This is a genomic window from Sphaerospermopsis sp. FACHB-1094 (assembly GCF_014696195.1).
Lineage (GTDB): Bacteria > Cyanobacteriota > Cyanobacteriia > Cyanobacteriales > Nostocaceae > Sphaerospermopsis > Sphaerospermopsis kisseleviana.
The window spans coordinates 1-21,644 of sequence record NZ_JACJPT010000065.1 but is presented as its reverse complement, the minus strand read 5'-3'; the positions used below and the strand labels follow the sequence as shown (position 1 = coordinate 21,644).

Sequence of the window (21,644 nt, the reverse complement as noted above, 5' to 3'; positions counted from 1 at the left end):
AGAGCAAAGTCAAGTATAAGCAGTAGGTATAAGTCAACCAAGATAACAGTAATGCTTGAATGCACTCAGGTATCAGGACTAGGAAGTGAGATTTTTCTACAGTAAGGGCAAAATTGCCCATACTTTTAGAAAGTAAGAAGGCCAATGAGCAGATGTTTAGTAATGGATCTTACCACCACCCCATCTAATACCAACGATTTTTGGCTGGATGAGAATATGACCTGCGATCGCTGTCAAATCATCGTCTGTCAAGTTTCTCATTTCTGTAAAGATATCGGCGCTCTTGATACTAGGATGAATTTCAGAAATCTCGATTTCACCATCGTAGGTGGTAGGATTCTTCATGTAGTCAACCAGCCCTTCAATATTGTCACGTCTGGGTGTAGCTAGAGCTAAAGCTTCTGGTTCTAATCCTACGTTTTGATTAGTCTTGGTTACACCACCAGCATGACATTGAGCGCAGGTGTCATTAAATAATTTTTTACCTATTGCCAGTTGCGGTATGCTAATGACAACAGTATCACCCTGTTCGTTCAATTTGACAGTTCTGGTAGCTTGATCTAGTTCCAAAGCTGTTGCACTACCGATGAATAATTGAAAACTCAATACAACAGCAGCAACAACAACGCTTATCAGTCTTTTAAACATATTTCCCCTTCAAGTTTGTAATGCTCAACACAGCTAAGACACCAATAGTTTCAAAAAGCACAGATATTGATCTGATGCTATCTGATGCTAAAAGTTTGCCGGGTATCACCCCGACGGGGAGAACTACAACACCCCTGATCCTGTGGCTAAAAGCTATCAGGATGATTTTGGTAAAATATTCTCGCTATCATTAACATCAGCATGAATCAGTTTACCATTAGGTGCTGATCCTGAGTTTGTTAATCCCAGGGAATTAGAAATAGGAAAGATGCTGACAGATGCTCACAATTGATACAAATCTTTATCTAAAAATTTACAATTTGCAAAGTTAACCTTTGCCACCGGTAAAAGTCACACCTTGAATAAAGTAGCGATTGAAAAAAGCATAAATTCCTAAAGCTGGTAAAGTAAACACCATAGAAGCAGCCATAATGTAATTCCAATAGCTGATATATTGACCTTTAAAGCTATTCAAACCCAGAGGTAAGGTAAACATTTCCGGGTCAAATAAAATTACCAGAGGTAGTATAAAATTATTCCAACTACCCATAAACACAAAAACCGCCTGTGCTGCTAGTGCTGGTTTTGCTAGGGGTAAAACAATATCTCGGAAAATCTCCCAAGTGCTTAAACCATCTAGTTGGGCTGCTTCTTCTAATTCTTTAGGAAAATTAACAAAAAACTGCCGCATCATAAAAATGAAGGTAGCATTTACCATAGTCGGTACAATCATACCTTGATAAGAATTAAGCCAACCCAATGCTTTTAAAATCAAAAATGTGGGAATGAGAGTAATTTGTGTGGGTACTGCTAAAACTGCGATTATTAAGAATAACCAAAAGCGTTTACCAGCAAATGTCAATCTAGCTAAAGCATAACCAGCCATTGAATTTAAAATTAAATTGAAAAACGTAACGCTAACAGCAATTATTACACTGTTAAATAACCACCGCCAAAATAGTGGTTCTTGGAGAAAAATTTGCTGATAGTTCTTAAAAGTAAAATTGTGAGGAATAAAATTTAGCTCACCGCTAATAATTTCTGAAAGAGGTTTAAAGGATGCAGAAAGCGCCCAAAGAAAGGGAATAATGGTGATAAAACCATAAATTATTAACAACAGATATAACAGGAAATTCAACCAAGGAAAACGAGAAACTTGATTCACAACTTGATTCACAACTTGATTCACATTTTTTCACCTCCAAATATTCGCCTTTGGATCACCGTTACAGAAACGATTAAAGTTGCAAGTAAAAAAGCCACAGCAGCAGCATATCCTAATTGTAAATTTCTAAATACAGCTTGATAAATTAATAATACCACCGTCAAAGTAGCATTATTTGGTCCACCAGTGCCACCGGAAAAAATATAAGATTGATCAAATAATTGAAAAGTGCCAATTATGCCTACAGCTACCACAAACAAAGTCACAGGTTGCAATAAAGGAATGGTAATATTAATAAACTGATCCCATCCATTTGCACCATCTAAATCTGCTGCTTCATAAAGGGTTTGAGGAATATCCTGTAAAGCTGCTAAATAAATCACCATATAAAAGGGCGCAGTTGACCAAATATTCATGATCATAATGCCTTTTAACGCCACCTTGGGATCTCCTAACCAATTATAAGTAGGTAATCCAAAAAATGCCAGAAAATCATTTAGTAAACCATCGGTATTATAAATCCACATAAAGATGAGTGTTAACACCGCTGATGATGTAACTGTGGGCAAAAAATAGAGGATTCGCCACCAGTTTTTACCACGAATACCAGAATTTAAAGTAACTGCGAGAATTAAAGCTAAAATTGTTTGACAAGGGACAACAATTGCCACATATTCGACTGTATTTTTGAGAGCAATTTTTAATTGTTCGTCTTCTACCAAATGGGTGAAATTTCTCAAACCAATAAATTGATATTCAATACCGCCTAAAAGTTGTACTTTGTTGAGGGAAAGAAAGACAGCGTAGAGGATGGGGAGGATAACAAAAGTAAGTAATATGAAAATAGCAGGTAGCATGAAAAGATAACCTGCTAGGTTTTCGTTAATCTTCTTGGGTTGGTTGCGGGTTTGTCTGTTGATTTGCAACATATAAATAGATTATATATATTTTCATGGTAAATCTTCTATCCAACACAAATAACTAAATAGCTTATATTTAATACCCACATTTGCATCTACTACAAATTTAATCAACGGTTTCTATCCTCACGCAAAAGTTCAACACTATCACTAAAAGTTTTACCGAAATGACGCTGACGTGCAGCATCTATTTTTGCCCATGCTTGTGCTTGTTCAGATTCTTGAGTGACTAATTTATCCTCTACAAAATTTTCTAAAATTGCCTTGACTTCATCTTCTAAAGTGCGGTTATGGCGTTGCGCTAAAACCTGTAGTTTTTCTAATACAGAAGGATTAATATTTCCTAGTACAACCTGAGTCGTCATATTTCCTCACTATGGCTACATAATAGTCTAAAAAGACAACAGACTTTAATCTCGTTACCTCGTTACCTTCCAGTCTCTGACTGGGAATGCTTTCTGGGAGGTTCTACCTCCTATTCAATATTTTGTTCAGTGTATTTTCACAATAGCAGAAAGTAGAGCCTTCTACACTGCATTCCCAGGTAGAACCTGGGAACGAGGGATTTTTTTATTAATGAACCACGTTCAGCGAAGCTGTTCCCGCAGGGTAGACACGAAGGACACGAAGAAGAGAAGAAGGAAAGAAGGGAAGAAGGGAAGAAGGGAAGAAGGAAGATTTTATTTTGGTGGCCAAGGTCCTATTATTTCTATTCCCTGTTTTTCTTTTTCTGCTAGTTCTAAATTCAATGTTAGCAGTGTTTCTAATATGTCTTCTTCTGGTTGAATTTTATAAGCTGCCATTACCAGTTTGTCTAATTGTTGATGTAGTTTATAAAGTTGGCTGCTTGGTTCGTTGAAGAATTTATTATATAGTGTGGTGATTCCCCATTGTTTTGTTTCCATTTGTTGGGTGCGATATTGATGCAGTTCTTCGGCTTTGGCGCGGATTTTTTCTACTATTTTTATATCTGCTGTTTGTGGAAATGGGAAGGTTTCAAAACAAGTTGTATTAGTATAACGAGTTCTATCTTCTAATGTTGAACTTTGCGCTTTTACCCAAAGACGATGTAAATTAGATGTGAGAATACCCAATATATAAAAATCGTCTGATGCAATTACCATGTTAGCTTCACAAGGTAAAATAGAAATATCAACAGGTATAAATGTCACATATTTAGATACTTTAGGTACTGCGAAATAACACTTTAAATTAATTAAAGCATTCCTCATTTTTGGTGCATATTCCCCAAATTTCCACCAATTATTTTTCCTAGACGCACGTTTATTTTTTTCTCTCTCAGGTTTAACTCTCTCTATAACTCTATTAAATGGTTGGATATATTGTGATGCTTCTTCAATAGACATATTATTAAAATCAATCACCCAATTTAACTTTTCAAAAGGATATATTAAACCTTGACCATCTATCATAGGTTTAATAACCTCTTGATTTTTGTGATTTAATTTTATCCATTCTTGAGCTTCTTCTTCCGATATAATAAAGCCTTTTCCTCTTAATCCACAGGATTCAAAAGAAAAATTTTTATTTGCTTGTAATTTTACAGCATTGGTCACTGATATGTCACTTTTTAAAGAAGAAGTAATAAACGGAACTTCAACACTATCTAAAAAGTTTTGTTTTTGTTTTTCTTTTGTCCAATTAACAATACTAACATGAACAGCAGCATCTCCAGACCATTCTTGTGTGGAAATTGCATCATGAATAATTCCCCCATTGTTAACAATATAATCTAAACTGGCTTTTCTCCCTGAAACTTGAGTAATAGAATTTGTACCAACTAATCCTGCTCTACCTTTATTATCTAATAAATCAGATGCTTTTCTAAACCAAAATACACAAAAATCTGGCTGTCCTTTGACATCTGTAAATGTTTGATATATCTTATTTGTATATTCATCTCCTAATTCTTTTCTCAGTTTTTTACCACCCAAAAATGGCGGGTTTCCTATTATTGCATCTGCTTTCACCCACTCATTAAATAAAGCATCTTGACAAAGAATATTACTATCTAAACTATCCAAAGGTAACGCAGGTTCAGTTAACTGTAAATTATCAATGGCAATTTTCCGCGCTATCATCAAAGTCACCCTTGCTAACTCCACCGCAAAAGGATTTGTATCCATCCCATAAAATTGTAAAGGTGTCACCAAACCCATCTGCATTTGTTTATCTTTTGATTTACTCAAATGCTGGATTTTTTCTAATAACAATATTTCAATTCTTTTTAATTCCTGATACGCTAAATACAGAAAATTACCCGAACCGCAAGCAGGATCTAAAACTCGATAACTTTGTAATTCTATTTGCAGTGTAGAAAGTTCCTTAACTGTATTTGCTGCTTCTATTCTCTCTTCCCAAAAACGGCTAATTGTAGGGCGGATAATTTTCATTATATCCACTTCTGATGTATAATGAATCCCTCTCGCGTGACGTTCTTTTTTATCTACCGTTCCTTCAAATAAATTCCCAAAAATAGCAGGACGAACTTTACTCCAATTTTCCCGCGCTGATACATCTAAAAAATTTAATTCTTCCCTAGTTAATTCTATGGGATGAATCACCGAAAATAAACCACCATTAAAATAATCTACACCTTGATAACGTCCTGCGGGTGTTGTTCCTGGTTGATTCATTTCTCGAAATAAACCACCTAAAACATCATAAGAACTCGCCCCTTTCATGCAATCTTGCACACAAGAAATGAACATATCACGGGGTAAAAGTTGTCTATCTTCTGCAAACATGGCTAACACACATTGCAAAATAAAACGCTGTGCTGTTAATTTTTCAATTCCTCTTTTTTCTAATTCTAATAATAATTCTCCCATGCGTTTGGCAGCGCGTTCTGTGACTTCTACTTGGTTATTTTGGAATACAGGGGTTTTTTGCCCTATTTCCATAAATGCCAATGCTCCCGCCCGTTCTGGTAGTTGCTCCAGGGATATTTTATCTACAGGTGTATCTAGTTGAATATCAAAGTCAAAAATCCAAAATTCATCGAAATTACATAAAATTACATATTTAGGACGATTTGGTACTAACCTTGTCCAATAATCAAATGCTTGGGAATAATGTTTATTTAAGTCTTCTCCCCGTTTTTTCATTTCAATTAAAACGCGGGGTTTCCAAACTAAATCAGCGAATCCGGTTTTACCAGTTTTACTACTTTTTTTAATAGCTTCTTCGTAAGTCGCACCAGCTTCTAATGCTCCTTCATGACCAAAAGCACGAAAAAAGCGGTCAAGAAATGTTTGCGCTTCTTTGCGTTCCTGTCCGGTGATATGTTGTTGGCAGAATTGCACGAATTTTGATAAACTTTCTGGGGTGGATGATGTCATATCGCTGGATTATAAATATTTGGTTTTATTTGATGTGTATAATTCAATCATTATATGATAATTGATATTTTCCTGCAAGTGCAACAACAATAGGGAGCATCCCAAATGTGTAATTTGATTTTTTGGGAATCTTTGAATTGCTACAAAGTCCTAATATGAATGAACCGCAAAGAACGCAAAGGACACAAAGTTAAGAGGGTTTAAGAGAGTTTTTGGTATTGCTGAGTTGATTTTTTGAAAATTGGGATACTCCCTAAAAATAAAGATAACTCAATTAAGTAAATCAAACTTAAAAAACGTCATACCCAGATCCCCTTTAATCCAATTTCTACTCCATCATTTTCATCTGCTGATTAGCATTATTCTGCGCCTTTAACATTGCCTGTTTTAAAGATTGTTCACCCAATAAAGCACTTAAAAATTGATTCTCAAAATTATTCACAATTACTGCTGGATATTTCCCAAGTTGCCAAGGTATAGCATCATCAAGACCTGCTACTAATGCAGACCTTAAATCATCTTGATCATAACCTAATTTCTCGGCTACAGATTTACGAGTTGGTAAAGCAAAACCTGTTCCTGTCCATTTTTCCATTCCTTCTTTACCTGTCAAATAAGAAATTAATTCCCAAGCTGCTTTTTTATGTTTTGTTTGTTTATTCATAACATAAGCAACTGTATAAACCATTGTGCCTTTTTGATTATTAATTTTGGGGACTTCTGCGGTAGCAAAATCTAATTGGGGAAAGGTTTCTTGCAGATAAGGAATAGCCCAATTTCCCTCAATTACCATTGCCACTTTACCTTGTCCAAACATATCTGTACCTGAACTCGCACCAACATCTGATGGTAAGGCTGATGTTTGATATTTTCGATATTGATCTATCACTAATTGTAAACCTTTTAAAGCTTTTTCACTAGCAAAGGTAGCATTACCATTTTCATCAATTAAATTTCCCCCAAAAGCTTTAATTTTGTAAACATGACGTGATATTGCTGGACTTTCTCCAAACCCGTATCTATTAAGTTTACCTGTTAATTTTTGAGAGTAATTTAATAATTCATCCCAAGTAGTTGGCGGTTTATTTAAACCTGATTTTTTAAAAGCTTTTTTGTTATAAAATAAAGCTAAGGTAGAATAATCTTTAGGTATTCCATAAATATAGTTATGCTCTTTAAAGATTTCTAATAAATTTTGATCGAAATCTTGTAAATCAAATTTATCTGTGATGTAATTATTGAGAGGTTCTAAAACATTTTTACTTATTAAAAATGGAGCTTCTACAGCATCTAAATAAAATACATCTGGTGCAGCATCCCCAATGAAGCGAGTTTTAATTACATCCATATATTGATCAGAAATTAATTCATATTTAACTTTAATTTGGGGATGTTTGATTTCAAAATCTTGCAATACTTGTTTTAAAAGTTTTTGTTCTACAGGTGAACCACCCCAACCACTGAGTTTAATAGTAACTGCTGATTTACTGGGTGGTAATTGGTGACAACTGATCACAATGATAGCCACTGTGATAATTAATATACAGAATTTTAACCATTTGTATTTGTTCATGGACAGATAAGACAGATAAAACTTTTTATTTTCTCATTTTATTTTCTCATTTATAAATGCTGTAACTCCGGGAGCATCCCAATGAAATAAAAAAAATGACCGCAGCAACACTAAAAAATCTCTTAAACTCTCTTACCTTTGTGTCCTTTGCGCCCTTTGCGGTTCAATCATATTAAGCTTTGGGGGGCAGATTATTTCCATAGACAAAAATAAATTTACACATTTGGGATACTCCCGTAACTCAAGACTGATCTTTCAGCAGTCTAAATTTTTGTTGAGAAATGGTAGATAGAATAACAAACAATTATCATGATCGGAAATTTTACTCATTTCGTCACCGCTAGACGCTAGTTTATGGACTCGGTTAAAGTTGAAATATCTGCATCTTTAAATCTGGAAATTCCTCAGATTGATTCATTAAACACCGTCTCATCTTCTGAATCTCAATCTAGCTCTCGTTTTCCTAAAAATGCGATTCGTACTAGTTTACAAGCTTCTACTTATGATGCTATTTTTGCAACCATTTTTTCTATTACTACTGGGGGAATTTTACTTAGTAATTTTTTGGTAGAATTAGATGCTAGTCCGGTAATTTTTGGGATGCTTTCTTCAATTCCCATGCTAGTAAATCTCATTCAACCTTTGGGTGCTTATCTTTCAGAGCGCACTACTAGCAGGTTTCGATATTCGGCGCTGGTTTATGGAATTTCTCGCCTATTTTGGCTGTTGTTAGTAATAGGTATTATCTGTAAGAGTTGGGGATTGATCAATTCTCAGCAGTTGGTGATATTAACGCTGGTAATTGTCTTTTTTAGTCATCTTGTTGGGGGTTTGGGATGTGCATCTTGGATGAGTTGGTTAGCAATTATTGTTCCTCGCAGGTTGCGGGGTAGATATTTTGGAATACGTAATAGTGCGGCCAGTTTAACTAATTTGTTATGTGTTCCTTTAGCGGGTTTTGCTGTTTCTCATTGGTTTGGGGGAACTCTTCAAGGTTATGGGGTGGTTTTGTTGGTGGGGATTTTATTTGGGTTAGTTAGTTTAGGTTGTCAGTATTTTCAAATTGATGTTAATCCCCAATTACAAAAATTACAAAATACTTATATAGGACTTACGCAAAATAAAGACAAAGTAGAGGTAATTCATGAATCAGTAGGGGTAATTCATGAATTACCCCTACCCTACAATAAGGAAAATGATAAAAATTCCCATTTTTGGATATTTTTACTGTATTTCAGTTTATGGATGTTGGCTTTTAATCTTTGCGCCCCTTTTGTAAATCTTTATCTGCTGGAAACTTTAAATATAGATGTGGGTTGGGTGACGGTTTACAGCAGTTTGCAAGCGGGGGCAAGTTTGCTAATGGTGGTTTTGTGGGGTAGATTAGCAGATAAATTAGGAAATCGTCTGATTTTGATATTTGTGGGGATAATTGTTGCAGTTACGCCTTTATTTTGGTTTGGAATTGGTGACAGAAATTTAGATATTTGGTTGTGGCTACCACTATTACATATTTTTATCGGTGGTACTGGGGCGGCGGTGGATTTATGTAGTAATAATTTGCAGATTGGTGTTACACCATTAAGAAATCAATCTATTTATTTTGCGATCGCTGCTGCTATTGCCGGTGTCACTGGTGCTTTAGGGACAACTATCGGCGGTTTTATCGCCCAATCTCCCCATTTTGGCGGTTTATTAGGTTTATTTGCCCTTTCTAGCATTTGCAGACTGGCAGCATTGATCCCGCTTGTGTTTGTGAGGGAACAGGTGACAGGTGACAGGTGACAGTAGAGATGGGGAAGCAGGGGAAGCAGGGGAAGCAGGGGAAGCAGGGGAAGATTAAGAACCCAATCACCAATCACCAATCACCAATCACCAATCACCTACTCTACCCCTGTAGAAGTTAATGTCATGGTTTCCCACAAAACCATGTTAGGTGCGGTGGGCATGGGTTGGTGTAAAGATATTAACTGTGCCAAGGTATTTTTTAACTGAGTGCGGGGAACAATTTCATCTACAAAACCATGCTTGAGTAAGTCTTCAGCGGTTTGGAAGTCTTCGGGTAGTTTTTCCCGCAGGGTTTGTTCAATAACTCGTCTGCCAGCAAAACCGATGGTGGCTTTGGGTTCGGCGATGATGATATCACCCAACATAGCAAAACTAGCGGTAACGCCGCCGGTGGTGGGGTTTGTCAGGACGGGAATGTATAATAAACGAGCATCTTGATGACGTTGTAGTGCAGCGGAAATTTTCGCCATTTGCATTAAGGACAGCATTCCTTCCTGCATTCTCGCACCACCAGAGGTACAAACGATAACTACAGGATAGCGGCGTTGGGTAGCTTGTTCTATTAAGCGGGTGAGTTTTTCACCGACAACAGAACCCATGCTACCACCCATAAAGCGGAAGTCCATGACTCCTAAAGCGATGGGTAAACCGTTAATTTGACCTAAACCGGTTTTTACTGCGTCTATTAAACCGACTTTTTCTTGAGTTTCCCGGATGCGATCGCTGTAGGGTTTGCGATCGCGGAATCCTAAAGGATCAGTGGGACGCAAATTTTCATCTATGGGTTTCCAAGTATTTGCATCAATTAACTGACGGATACGCTCATCACTATCGACTCGGTTATGATGACCGCATTCTGCACAAACCATTTGATTAGCTTTCAAGTCTTTAGCATAAGCCAAAACACCACATTTCGCGCATTTGTGCCATAAACCATCGGCTATTTCCCGTTCTTGTTTTTCTAAATGGGGAGATCCTGATTTACGACGATTTGCAAACCAATCAAATAGAGACTTTAAACCGCGTGATTCTTCGTTGTTTGCCATTTTTATCTTATTTAAGTAGGTATGAGATTCAAAACAGGTCAATCAATATTGGGATTTGGGATTTGGGATTTGGGATTTTAGATTTGGGATTTTAGATTGACCTCACCCACTGCTGGAGCGGGTATTGTGAATTGTGGATTTGAGGTAAGTATTCAGAAGATAGACTACAGAAGTCAGAATAATAACGCCTTATAGCGTCAGCTTTGATAATTTTGCTAAAATCTTGCTTCTCTCTATTCCTGATTTTATAAGCACTCTGACTCCTGACTCCTGACTCCTGACTCCTGACTCCTGATGATTTTTCTTAGCTTGACTAAATCACCAAATTACGCTTGTAACTAATTTTCGACTTGATTTTGTATTTTTTGGTTGATAGCTTAATAAAAATGCTGCTGCCAATACAACTTTTTTCCAAATGTGTCAGGGGACTTAATTGTATCAACGTATCGGCAAAGGTGTGAAAATACAAAACCTCCATGAAAATGAATCTTCCTCCCAATACATTATTTTTATTATTCAATGGTAAGCTATCAGCATTTATGACATTAGTTGTATTTGCCAACTGCCAAAAGTATTGTTTGACTGTAATACAATTCACAGGTTAATCTTACCAAAATATAAAGATCCAATGAAGTAATGCTGGTTACAGTCATGTGGTTACAGTCATGGAGGGTGTAGGTTGCTGAGGATGAGAATAAAAAACATTTAAATCTAATATTAAAGAAAAGTGATTTTAAAGTTTGAATTTGATGATAATAGGTGATTGGTGATTGGTGACTGGGAACAAGTAATTGGTAAGAATAAACTCTTGCCTCTTGCCTTCGTACTGACTCCTGCTATAAGTAAGTCGGCACGAAAAAACCAAGGTATGTAACAAAATGTAAAATTGATAAAAACCTTTTCCCTCCTGCCTTCTGTGTGGGAGCATCCCAATTTTGAAAAAAGAACCGCACTAAAACCAAAAACTCTCTGAAAATCTCTTACCTTTGTGTCCTTTGCGTTCTTTGCGGTTCAATCATATTAGGTTTTTGGAGCATTTTTACGTTAGATAAAAATAAATTTACAAATTTGGGATGTTCCCTTCTGCCTCCTACCTACTTAACTGATATATTTCAAGATGGTGGTAGCACAAACTGTAGGTAGTAAGACAAAATCTCTTCACCACCAAAAACAGCAATTACCGCCCCCAAAGCTAAGAAAGGACCAAAAGGCATTCTTTGTCCCATTTGATGGCGTGAGACCATAATTGCACCTCCACCTATTAATACTCCCAAAAAACAGGCCATAAAACTAGCTATTAGCAGATGCTTCCAACCTAACCAAGCGCCCATCATCGCTGCTAGTTTCCCATCACCTGCACCCATGACGGGTTTTCCATAGGCTAGATAACCTAAAATTGAGATGCTATCAAACAGCCATAAGCCCAAGACTGTACCACCTATTCCAAACATTAGCTGTTTGATCCCACCCACCCAGCTATTTTCTGTTAAAAAACCTAAACCCATTTGAAAAACTAAGCCCAATACCAATCCCGACTTGGTAAGTTGACCGGGTAAAATCATTGTATCCCAGTCTATAAGAGATAGAGCTAATAACCAACTGCAAAAAGCCCAATAACCAATTGTTAAGGCTGAAAATTGAAATACCCAAAATACTATTAAAAATATAATTCCTGTTATCGTCTCTACTACAGGATAACGGGGAGAAATTTTGGTGTGACAATAACGACATCTTCCTTTTAACCACAACCAACCAAACACAGGTACGTTATCATAAGCTTTTAATTGGTTTAAGCATTTAGGACAGCGAGAAGGCGGCCAAAGTAAGGATAATCCCGCAGGTAGGCGATAAACTACAACATTGATAAAGCTACCAATAGCAGCCCCCAAAGCGAAGACAATGATACTAGCAGGGACGAAAATCAATGTTTCCATATTGTCAGTTGTCATTAGTCATTAGTTATTCTTCCCAGTCACCAGTCACCAGTCACCAGTCACCAGTCACCAGTCACCAGTCACCAGTCACCAATCACCTAATACATATACGATTCAATTTGTTGTAAGGGTATAAAACATTCCTGTGGTAAGAGAATGGGTTGCTGAGTAAAAATTACTTTACCCCGATGAGTGACGCGACTAATTGCTACTCCTGAAGCTTGCCCCACAATTTCAGGATGTACCTCACAGTAGGTATAGTAAATTTGCCCAGCGGCTTTGATCACGGTGGGATCTACCAAAGGGGTTTGGTTTGCTGGGGTGGTGAAATTTCCCTGTCCTTGTTGTGAAGCGTACACTATTAGTTGTTATGTTATTGATAGATTTGCTTCTAGTGTATCTGAAACTTTTAGCAAAAAACGCTAAAATTTTCTTCTAGTACAATCAAACTATTTTGTTTCCAGAATTTTCATTAAAGCTTCACCCATTGCGCGACAACCTAAAAGATTCATTCCTGGGGACATAATATCTCCTGTGCGATCGCCTTGTTGTAAAACTTGTAACACTGCATTTTCTATTAAATCCGCTGCTGCTGGTTGATCTAAATCATACCGTAACATCATGGCTGCACTTAAAACCTGTGCTAAGGGGTTGGCTTTATCTTGTCCCGCAATATCGGGGGCTGAACCGTGAACGGGTTCATATACACCAGGTCCAGAAGCTCCCAAACTAGCAGAAGGTAACATCCCAATACTACCAGTTAACATGGCCGCAGCATCGGAAAGAATATCACCGAACAAGTTACCAGTAACAATAGTATCAAATTGTTTGGGGGCGCGGACTAATTGCATGGCAGCGTTATCTACATATAAATGAGATAGTTCAACATTTGGATATTCTGAAGCCAGCTTAGTCATTTTCTCTCGCCAAAGTTGAGATACATCTAATACATTGGCTTTATCCACAGAACAAAGTTTTCCGCCGCGTTTTTGGGCAGTTTCAAAGGCAACTTTACCAATTCTCTCTATTTCCGATTCGCTGTAAACCATCGTATTTACACCACGTCTTTCTCCGGTTTCTGTAGCAAAAATACCTTTAGGTTTACCGAAGTAAATCCCGCCTGTGAGTTCCCGCACTACCATAATATCTACACCTTCGACTACTTCCCGTTTCAAGGTGGATGCGTCTATAAGTTGGGGTAATATTTTAGCAGGTCGTAAATTGGCAAAAAGTTCTAAACCTGCTCTTAATCCTAATAAACCCGCTTCAGGACGTTTATCAGAGGGTAAAGCGTCCCATTTATAACCACCGATAGCAGCGAGCAATACTGAATCACTGCTGCGACAAGTTTCTAATGTTGCAGATGGTAGAGGTTCACCGGTTTCATCTATCGCTGCACCACCGATGAGGGCGGTTTGAAAATCAAAGTTCAAATCAAAGCGTTTAGCGACGACTTTTAGCACGTCCACTGCTACGGCCATTATTTCTGGTCCAATACCATCTCCGGGAAGTAGGGTGATACGGTAGTTTTTTGTCATGGTTTTGTTAATGGGTGTTTGTTTGCAGATTAATTATCATACCAGTGAGTAGTCAGTTTTTGATATCTCACGCAAAGACGCAAAGACGCAAAGGAAGAATACAAAAGCCATGGTAAAATATATGAGAATTTCTTTTATTTTCAATTTCTATCAATTTCCATCTGGTGTGACGTACTCTCCCAGTTGTGCGAAATTTTATCACTATAATTTAACGCAGATAAACTCAGATAAACACAGATAAACTCAGATAAACACAGATAAAAGTTTAAAATAGCGGTAATAGTATGAATTTATGTTATTCTCAATATAGAAAATAAACCGGAGGCTACTAAAAATGACCCAAGAATTAATAGACCTCAGAAACAGTATTTTACAAGGAAATTATACAGAAGCTTTAGCAATTGTAGATGAATTAGAAGGAATGAGTAAAAAAGCAATAATCAGACAAATTAAATCATTCTTAAAAATACTACTCATTCATATAATTAAAAATCAAATAGAAAAAAGATTAACAAATTCTTGGATGGCTTCTATTCGTAATTCAATTAGAGAAATTCAAGAAATCAATCTCAAAGAAAACAAAAAATCCTATTACATCAATGAAGATGAATGGGAAAATTTAATAGAAGAATCAGTTATAGAAGATGCGATCGCAGATGCTAGTTTAGAAATAATGAACGGTAAATATACTCGTTCTCAACTATCAACTATAGTAAATAGAAAGCAAGTTATCAACACAGCAATTACATTTTTATCTCTCACTTATACCTATTCACCCAAAGAATTACCAGCTATCATGGATGATTATTTAAGTCAGTTAATAGCAGATATTTAAAAGATATTTAAAAGATATTTAAAAGATATTTAAATTTGCACAACAGCTTAACTGCTTTTATTTTCAATTTTTATCAATTTTCATCTGGTGTAACGTACTCTCCCAATTGTGCAAATCTGATTTCTATTCTTCTGCGTTTACCTCTGGTTGTTGGATCTTTTCTCGTATTTTTTTTAGCAAATCCTTGATTTTCTGGTAAAAATAATTGTGCTGCTGAATATGCTCTAAATTGGACTTTTTTAAATCGAGATAATCTAGTTTGATTTTGCGCTTTTTGCAGTTCTTTGACTACTGATAATGCTCGCATTAAACCTAAATCAGCATTAGAACGAGGACATAAGGTGTTAATATTTTGATTACCTGTGGCAACATTTTCTAGGTGATTATCTAAAGGTTTTAATGTTGGATTATTAGGGTTATTACAGTTGAGAAAATTTACTGGTTGATCATCGGTATGGCCTATAATTTCTAGTACCTCAGTTTCATTATTACATTGTTCTTGTTGAGAAAGGGTTTCTTCAATTAATTTTAATATTTTCCCTGGTTTGTTACCTTGCAAAATATCACTTTTTAAGTTATTTGGTAAAACCGCACTCCCTGATTCAAAACTATATTGTTCAGAAGGAAGGTTAATAATTTTCGGTTCACAAACTATCCCTGGTGGTGTTGGTGGTTTTTTTTGAGCTACCACAAATACTAATAATAAGGTAATAATCATAAATGCGTTAGACATTAAATCTGTAAAGGATGTCCAAATTGTAAAGGTTTCGCTATTATTATTAGAATTATGGCGATTTCTTCTTTGCATAATAATTAAGTTCAATAGGTTCAAATTTTCTGGGTTAAGATCCTCGACTTCTACTATCAATTTATATTTGATTGACAGAATAGTAAAATAAGTCGGGGATCTGGTTAATTTAATTTTATAGTTGTTAATTTTGTGATTGTTGGAATTGTTGGAAGTTGGTTAATAATACAGATAGGTTACTATTGATTTGTTGCAACATTTGGGAATTTTGATTGAGTTGGTTGGCGGTAGTTTGTAATTGATTAACTTGATTTCCTAACATAGAGGCTAATTGGGGTATATTATTATTAGATGATTGGGTTGCATTGTTGATTAATCCTGCTAATTGTTGGAGGTTTGTATTATATTCTCCTACTTGTAAACTATGTTGATTTAAAGATGTGACAATTTGGTTAACATTATTATTAAATGTTTGGGTAGATGTGGAAATACTGTTAACATTCTGCAAGAGACGATCTGTAACGGTAGTGAGATTTTGTTGATTATTTTGTATGAGGTTTTTTACATCGTTAGAATTACTAATTAATCTGTTACTGAGACTTTTTATATTATCTGTATTATTTTGAGCTAATTGTTGGATTTGTTGGGAATTATTGATTAAGCTATCACTGAGATTTTCTAAACTATCTCCATATTTTTCTAGGGAAGATATAGATTTTTCAAATGATTGTGATGATGTGAGTAAGGATGAGGAAATATCAACAAATTTTGTAGTTAAGTTTGCTATATTAGCAGTAGCATTATTTAAAACATTTGCTCCTGTTTGCATGGTTTGGGAAGATTGATTGACAATAGTTTGAAAGTTATTTGCAGAAGTATTAATTTTATCTGTAGCTTCCGTGATCGCAGTTGCAAATTTTTTGGTGTTTTGATCTAAACCTGAAAGGAAACTTTTTAAGCTATCAGAGTAGTTATTAATAGATGTAATTAACTGATCTATTTTGCTGGTAGTTTGACTGTTTAGCAAAAATTCATTATCAATGGAATGTTCTATGGAGATGATTAAGTTTTCTTTTTCTATTTCTAATTCTGATACTGGGTAAAATTTAACTAAAAAAATACTACAAGCTAATGCAAATAAACTACTACCAAAAGCTACACCCATTGAGTTAACAATATTTGGTAAAATTGTTTGTATGTCTACTTCACCTCCTAGATTACCGCTAATCAATAACAGATTTAAAGTAATTCCTAAAAAAGTACCAAATAATCCAATTGATAAGAGGAAATTTGGCAAAGATTGATAATAACGTTTCTTTTTTTCCCAGTCTTGTAAGTGAGAATTTGTCACACTGTCTATTAAAGCTGCTTTATTAATTTGTTCATATTTTGTTGGATGACGATTATAAACATCTTTAATTGCATTCGCTATCCCTTGTTTTAAAGATGGTTGAAATTGATTTTGTAATTTTTTTCTGATGTCATAACCATCCCATGTTAAATAAATAGTTAATACGGCAAATCCCAAAACTACGAAATATGAAAAATATTGTCTACTGGATGGGATGAAAGCATAAATGAGAATAAATAAGACGCTTAAACTTAGTAGGGGATAACGAATTTTATTGTTCATGATTTTCCTGTTTGATTAATTTTATTTTGACTTTTTGAAAAATTCCCCGTCAGATCCCCGAATTTTTTATTTAATCGTGACAAGAAATTATGGTTTATTAACAGAAGTCGGGGATCTTACCCCGGAATCATTACCGTAAAAATACTTAATAAATCAACCAAGGTAAATTTCACCAATCATAGCATATTTGGTATAGTATAGATCAAGTAAAATTTCTTAATATTTACTCATGCTGAAGATGAAGAAGGGGATCATCTCTGTGATGGTGGTGCTATTATGAATAATGTCGGTGGAAAATATCAACTGCTCAAAATTTTAGGAAGTGGTAATTTTGGGACAACTTAACAGCACTTCCCAGTGTCATGAGGTACACTATGAACAGGCAAGACTTGTACTGAGCGACTTGTACTGAGCGACTTGTACTGAGCGACTTGTACTGAGCGACTTGTACTGAGCGACTTGTACTGAGCGACTTGTACTGAGCGCAGTCGAAGTAAGTCGAAGTAAGTCGAAGTAAGTCGAAGTAAGTCGAAGTAAGTCGAAGTAAGTCGAAGTAAGTCGAAGTAAGTCGAAGTAAGTCGAAGTGCGGAGTCGAAGTATGCCCGTGTTACAAGGGTTTTATCATTAATATCTGTACCTCATAATAACGGAAACTGCTGTATTTAGCAGTGGATCAGTATGGAAAAAACTAAGCGGTTAAACAATTGACATTTTCTAGTAATAAACCAGAGGAAATAGCGATCGCTCAACGCAAGTTTAATGATGAGAAAGAAATTTTACAAAAGTTGCCAGATCATCAACAAATTCCTGATTTTGTAGATTATATCGCAGAAAATTAACAATATTACTTAGGGATCTGGATATCAAAAATTGCTATATCTGAATACTTACTTCCAATCTTTTTTGTCTGATTCAGACATCCTCTAATAAGAAGTCACTAAAACCTCACTAATATTACCCCGCTTATTAACATTAGAATTAATGGATCTGGCAGCGGAAATTGCATGAATATTAAACCGACGATAAAGATCACGAATAAAATCACAATCTGAATTTGCTAACATTACCTTAACACCCCGTTTAGCTAATTCTGCAAATACATCTCTTAATTGTTGTTGCTGTTTTTCCCCAAATAAATATTTACTATAAGCTGTAAAATTACTGGTTTCACTCAGAGGTTGATAGGGAGGATCAAAAAAAACAAAATCATCACTGCTAGTAGCATAATTCAAAACTGTGGTAAAATCTGCGTTTTCAATGTCTGCTGTAGCAAGTGCTTTTGATGCAAGTCTTAAAACATCTTCCTGACAAATACCAGGATTTTTATATCTACCCAAAGGAACGTTAAATTTACCTTGAGAATTGACTCGATATAAACCATTAAAACAGGTTTTATTCAAATAAATAAACCTAGCTGCTTTCTGTAAATCTGTTCCTTCCGAATTAGAACGTATTTTATAATAATAATCTCCATGATTTTTATGATGTTTTTCCTTGTGTTTTTGTAGACGTTCAATTAATTCGTCAACATGATCTCTAACACAGCAATAGGTCGTAATTAAATCAGTATTAATATCAGTTAAAACAGCTTGGGAAAATATGTTTTGTGCTTGGAGATGAAAAAAAACCGCCCCTCCACCTAAAAAGGGTTCATAATAATGCTGGTAATTTGTGGGAAAATATTTTTGATATTGAGAAATCAACCTACCTTTACCTCCCGCCCACTTTAAAAAAGGACGCGGGTAAGTTGTTTGAGAAACTTTACTAATCATATATATTTCTATATTTCTATTAAAATAAAAATTACTAATTACCAATTACCCATTACCAATTACCTATTACCAATTAGTTATTTTATATGAATTGAGCAATTTTCAACCCTATAGACTACAATTAAATTAAATAAGCACCTGAAAACAAACTATAGTTTATAACAAGGCAGTCTATATTCAAATGTTTGATGGATTTTGGGATAACGTATTTCGCTACCCCCGGTACTTGGTTACTATCGTCTTAGGTCTTTTGCTGAATACCTTTCAGCCATTGATGCCTTTTTTAAAACGCCCAGGTACTCTAATAGCAGTGCTTGGTTTATTAGTAGGAGGGTTCTTTTTCGTAACTTTGACTCTCCGGGCGATGCTGGGTTTGAGTACAATCTAAACTAAAACCTGAATAGGGTTTAAACATCAGGACAATTGCTGTAAGTTTTACAGCTATTATCCTGAATTTGCATCTATATCATATCGTAAAACCTCTGTGAGAAGGCGGAATTTATATGGCTACAAATCGCCGCGTTTCCCGCGTTGCTGAATTAATTAAACGGGAAGTTAGCCAAATGTTGCTCAACGGTATTAAAGATGACCGTGTGGGTACAGGAATGGTGAGTGTCACCGATGTAGATGTTTCCGGTGACTTGCAACACGCTAAAATTTTCGTCAGTATTTATGGGACCCAGGAAGCTAAAGCTGAAACAATGGAGGGTTTAAAATCAGCAACTGGTTATGTCCGTAGTGAACTAGGTGCTAGAGTAAGGCTGCGTCGTACTCCAGAAGTGATCTTTGTTGAGGATCGCTCTCTTGAACGTGGTACTAAAGTGCTGAGTTTATTAAACCAACTTCAGCAGGAGCGTCAAACAGAAAGCATTGCAGAAGATGAGGAAGATTTTTCCCAATAGTTAACTTAAATATCCAGATCCCCGACTTCTTTAAAAAATCGGGGTTCTATCATCTATTTTACGTTTAATTATAGCAGAAGGCAGGAGGCAGAAGGCAGAAGGCAGAAGGCAGAAGGCAGGAGGCAGGAGGCAGGAGGCAGAAGGCAGGAGGCAGAAGGCAGAAGGCAGAAGGCAGAAGGCAGGAGGCAGGAGGCAGAAGGCAGAAGGCAGGAGGTGAAACATCCTTGCGGCTTGGGTTTTGCTTGTTCCGTTTGTACCTCATGGATGTGCAATCTGCTGTATGTTGATGTAATTAAAAATAAGAAACTTAAAAATACCTATTAAAAATACTTATTAAAAATACTTAATGGAATGATATGATGAGTTGTTGGTTAATTAAATTTTGTATCACTGATTACGAAGAGTCACAAATAGAAAGCAGCACAGTTTAAAAATGTTTAAAAAATGTTTAAAAAATGTTTAAAAAATGTTTAAAAAATGCTGGCTATAAAATTTAGTGGTGTAACTTAGCCATTGTGATCAGATTTCAAATTTTTAGATGTTGGATTGGCAATAGCCTGATGGATCTAAATTTTGCAAATCTATTGGTCGCACCTGTATGGTATAATGTATAAAAAAGGACAAACTATAACCAATTTCCGGCACAAGATACCAGGTATATTTTTTGGTAAAAATCCATGACGGTGTAGCTAGAAAAGGCTTTACAAGGGCTAAAAGTGATTATTGGGAATCTCAATAATAATTTTTTAATACATAATATTAGAAAATACTAGATTAAATTGTAACCATAGGTATATAGATATTAAAGTGTAAACCTGTTAATAGTAGCTGCAAGGCATTACCAATCAGCCAAATTCTAAATGTTGGGATGCACAATTGGAAATGGAGTTAATATTAATGTTGTGCTTCCTTGACAAACTTAACATTTCTTTAGATAATTTATAGGTGTATAGCGTCAAAATGATAATAGTTCCGTATAGCAAACTACAAAACCTAGCCAAAGGTCTACATTATTGCCATTTTCTTTCCTGATAAAAATCGGGAATACTATCTAAATGTAAATTTGTGAGTAAAAACAATGAGTGTGAATACGGTGCCTTCTATCAATTACTACTCTCTCGACGTAATCCAGGACGAAGCACGCCAACTGGTGCAGAAGGGAATGGTGAGCCGTCAACAGCCAATATATACACTCTGCCAATACATCCCTGCTAGAGAGTGGGTTTGTGTTGAATATGAATTGGAGAAGTGTGACTTTTTATTGCGCGATCGCATTGGGGATTTAATTGGTCGTGAAGAATGGGAAAACGACTAATTAGAATCAAAGGTTGGTTTTAAATCGGGTGTTGATTTTTGATGTGTGGATCTAACAGGAAATATTTCCCTGTCCATCATCTATTCTCAACTATGAACACAGAACAATTAAAGTCTGAATTTATACTACTTTTCCAGTGAGCGATATTGACGATGGACTGAGCCTCCCCATCGTGATTTTGAATAAGTAGTCATTATTTTATTTATACTTGTCCAGAGTTCATGACTTTGGGCAAGTATATTTTTTGTCAGGAGTCAGGAGTCAGGAGTCAGGAGATCAAGGAGTCAGGAGTCAGGAGTCAGGAGTCAGGAGTCAGGAGTCAGGAGTCAGGAGATCAAGGAGTCAGGAGTCAGGAGATCAAGGAGTCAGGAGTCAGAAGGTAAATATTTCTCCCCAGTCACCAGTCACCAGTCCCCAGTCCCCAGTCACCAGTCCCCAGTCCCCAGTCCCCAGTCCCCAGTCCCC

The 21,644-nt window shown here is 35.9% G+C and carries 20 protein-coding genes and 1 pseudogene; 7 read left to right on the top strand and 14 right to left on the bottom strand.

Going from position 1 to position 21,644, the window contains the following annotated elements; all coding sequences use genetic code 11:
* Positions 1–156 precede the first annotated feature (156 nt).
* From psbV to H6F47_RS18125, 6 genes are all read right to left on the bottom strand, one after another.
* Positions 157–648, bottom strand: coding sequence for a photosystem II cytochrome c-550 (gene psbV / locus H6F47_RS18150; RefSeq protein WP_096568354.1), 492 nt, complete (start codon positions 646–648; stop codon positions 157–159).
* Positions 649–976: 328 nt separating this feature from the next.
* Positions 977–1,813: an ABC transporter permease subunit gene (locus H6F47_RS18145; RefSeq protein WP_190650371.1), complete on the bottom strand. Its 837-nt coding sequence runs from the start codon at positions 1,811–1,813 to the stop codon at positions 977–979.
* Positions 1,814–1,833: 20 nt separating this feature from the next.
* Positions 1,834–2,742: a sugar ABC transporter permease gene (locus H6F47_RS18140; protein WP_096568349.1), complete on the bottom strand. Its 909-nt coding sequence runs from the start codon at positions 2,740–2,742 to the stop codon at positions 1,834–1,836.
* Between the two features lie 101 nt (positions 2,743–2,843).
* Entirely contained in the window at positions 2,844–3,098 is a 255-nt protein-coding gene (locus H6F47_RS18135) for a hypothetical protein (RefSeq protein ID WP_137667591.1), read from the bottom strand.
* 315 nt (positions 3,099–3,413) lie between these two features.
* Positions 3,414–6,095, bottom strand: a complete 2,682-nt coding sequence (locus H6F47_RS18130) for a DNA methyltransferase (protein WP_190650365.1) — start codon at positions 6,093–6,095, stop codon at positions 3,414–3,416.
* Positions 6,096–6,423: 328 nt separating this feature from the next.
* Positions 6,424–7,668 (bottom strand): ABC transporter substrate-binding protein, encoded by a 1,245-nt coding sequence (locus H6F47_RS18125; protein ID WP_190650363.1) that lies wholly within the window; start codon positions 7,666–7,668, stop codon positions 6,424–6,426.
* Positions 7,669–8,022: 354 nt separating this feature from the next.
* Here H6F47_RS18125 and H6F47_RS18120 point away from each other — a divergent pair, with 354 nt between their 5' ends.
* A complete protein-coding gene (locus tag H6F47_RS18120) occupies positions 8,023–9,453 on the top strand; it encodes an MFS transporter (protein WP_190348413.1) in 1,431 nt (476 codons plus the stop codon).
* Positions 9,454–9,551: 98 nt separating this feature from the next.
* On the opposite strand, the gene accD is transcribed toward H6F47_RS18120, so the two are convergent.
* The 5 genes from accD to leuB form a co-directional block, all read right to left on the bottom strand.
* On the bottom strand, positions 9,552–10,502 hold the full coding sequence (accD, locus tag H6F47_RS18115) for an acetyl-CoA carboxylase, carboxyltransferase subunit beta (RefSeq protein ID WP_096568337.1): 951 nt from the start codon (positions 10,500–10,502) through the stop codon (positions 9,552–9,554).
* 313 nt (positions 10,503–10,815) lie between these two features.
* A complete protein-coding gene (locus H6F47_RS18110) occupies positions 10,816–11,100 on the bottom strand; it encodes a hypothetical protein (protein WP_190348414.1) in 285 nt (94 codons plus the stop codon).
* 514 nt (positions 11,101–11,614) lie between these two features.
* Positions 11,615–12,436 carry an A24 family peptidase gene (locus tag H6F47_RS18105; protein WP_190650369.1) on the bottom strand — a complete coding sequence of 274 codons (822 nt, stop codon included), beginning with the start codon at positions 12,434–12,436 and terminating at the stop codon, positions 11,615–11,617.
* Positions 12,437–12,534: 98 nt separating this feature from the next.
* Entirely contained in the window at positions 12,535–12,795 is a 261-nt protein-coding gene (locus H6F47_RS18100) for a hypothetical protein (RefSeq protein ID WP_187038868.1), read from the bottom strand.
* A gap of 90 nt (positions 12,796–12,885) precedes the next feature.
* Positions 12,886–13,974, bottom strand: coding sequence for a 3-isopropylmalate dehydrogenase (gene leuB, locus H6F47_RS18095; protein WP_190650361.1), 1,089 nt, complete (start codon positions 13,972–13,974; stop codon positions 12,886–12,888).
* Between the two features lie 334 nt (positions 13,975–14,308).
* Here leuB and H6F47_RS18090 point away from each other — a divergent pair, with 334 nt between their 5' ends.
* Positions 14,309–14,809 carry a hypothetical protein gene (locus H6F47_RS18090; RefSeq protein WP_096568325.1) on the top strand — a complete coding sequence of 167 codons (501 nt, stop codon included), beginning with the start codon at positions 14,309–14,311 and terminating at the stop codon, positions 14,807–14,809.
* Between the two features lie 73 nt (positions 14,810–14,882).
* Here the strand turns inward: H6F47_RS18090 and H6F47_RS18085 are convergent, their stop codons facing one another.
* Positions 14,883–15,617 carry a flagellar motor protein gene (locus H6F47_RS18085; protein ID WP_190650359.1) on the bottom strand — a complete coding sequence of 245 codons (735 nt, stop codon included), beginning with the start codon at positions 15,615–15,617 and terminating at the stop codon, positions 14,883–14,885.
* 124 nt (positions 15,618–15,741) lie between these two features.
* The gene (locus H6F47_RS18080; protein ID WP_190650357.1) at positions 15,742–17,190 is read right to left on the bottom strand and encodes a hypothetical protein; all 1,449 of its coding nucleotides are present in this window, start codon (positions 17,188–17,190) and stop codon (positions 15,742–15,744) included.
* A gap of 704 nt (positions 17,191–17,894) precedes the next feature.
* Between H6F47_RS18080 and H6F47_RS28570 the strand changes: the two genes are divergently transcribed.
* Entirely contained in the window at positions 17,895–18,029 is a 135-nt protein-coding gene (locus H6F47_RS28570; protein ID WP_255427041.1) for a hypothetical protein, read from the top strand.
* A gap of 84 nt (positions 18,030–18,113) precedes the next feature.
* Here the strand turns inward: H6F47_RS28570 and H6F47_RS18075 are convergent, their stop codons facing one another.
* Positions 18,114–18,962, bottom strand: a complete 849-nt coding sequence (locus tag H6F47_RS18075) for a DNA adenine methylase (RefSeq protein ID WP_137669332.1) — start codon at positions 18,960–18,962, stop codon at positions 18,114–18,116.
* A 181-nt stretch (positions 18,963–19,143) separates the two neighbouring features.
* On the opposite strand from H6F47_RS18075, the gene H6F47_RS18070 reads away from it, so the two are divergent.
* The 4 genes and pseudogenes from H6F47_RS18070 to H6F47_RS18055 all read left to right on the top strand — a co-directional run.
* Positions 19,144–19,350, top strand: a complete 207-nt coding sequence (locus H6F47_RS18070) for a DUF751 family protein (protein WP_096568315.1) — start codon at positions 19,144–19,146, stop codon at positions 19,348–19,350.
* A gap of 115 nt (positions 19,351–19,465) precedes the next feature.
* Entirely contained in the window at positions 19,466–19,864 is a 399-nt protein-coding gene (rbfA, locus tag H6F47_RS18065) for a 30S ribosome-binding factor RbfA (RefSeq protein WP_096568313.1), read from the top strand.
* Between the two features lie 1,078 nt (positions 19,865–20,942).
* A complete protein-coding gene (locus H6F47_RS18060; RefSeq protein WP_096568309.1) occupies positions 20,943–21,179 on the top strand; it encodes a DUF4327 family protein in 237 nt (78 codons plus the stop codon).
* Positions 21,180–21,387: 208 nt separating this feature from the next.
* Positions 21,388–21,644 (top strand): annotated as a pseudogene (locus H6F47_RS18055) (hypothetical protein); the annotation flags it as partial.